The following is a 689-nucleotide window of genomic DNA, read 5'->3' as shown; positions in this document are numbered from 1 at the left end:
CCCGGAATGGTACTACTCCGTGCCGACTCTCTGTCATCGCTCTGCACGGAACATGATGAACAGCTTTCGCACCCCGGCGGGTACGTTTTTTTTCTGCTCCCGTGAGGCGCGCAAAACGCTCCCCACCGGGGAGCGGCAGACAAAGCGTCACAGATTAATACCAGGTTTCAGGTATCTCAGTCAGCAGTGTTAAGTGGCGGTGGCAGCAGAACAGGCATACAGGCGCCATTCCCGCATTGAACGCGGCCAGTGGTGGAGATATGCACCATGGCCTATCCGGCTTTAACTGAAATGGCGACATCCTTAACCGCAGTCTCAACCCCTGCAGCATTCCTCTGAATGCTGGTCATCACTTCACCCGCTTCGCGCATGAGTGTAACCCCTTCCCGGGTGTTCATCAGGCTGTTTTCAATGCCACTGAGAACATCCTTGGCCAGTTGACTGTTGCTGGCCACGACTTGCTCAATTTCTTCAGTCGCGCTACTGACGCTCGCCGCAAGATTACGCACCTCTGCGGCAACAACCGCAAAACTTCTTCCGGATGCGCCCGCCCTTGCTGCTTCAATCGCGGCATTCAGTGCAATAAGTCTTGTCTGCATGGCAAACTTCCGGATGGTTTCCACCATATCGTCAATACTTTCAGACTGATTGTTGAGCCGAGAGACATCGGTGGAGACAGCCCCCATCCC

General features: G+C 54.9%; 1 protein-coding gene. It reads right to left on the bottom strand.

Annotated elements, in window-relative coordinates; translation table 11 throughout:
• Positions 1-272: 272 nt before the first annotated feature.
• On the bottom strand, positions 273-689 hold a 417-nt coding region (locus tag MHZ89_RS22625; RefSeq protein WP_311784660.1), incomplete at its 5' end, for a methyl-accepting chemotaxis protein.

It is taken from the genome of Pantoea sp. ACRSB, assembly GCF_022346905.1.
GTDB lineage: Bacteria > Pseudomonadota > Gammaproteobacteria > Enterobacterales > Enterobacteriaceae > Pantoea > Pantoea piersonii.
The sequence above is the reverse complement of the archived record's forward strand: the minus strand, read 5'-3'. Positions and strand labels throughout refer to the sequence as shown.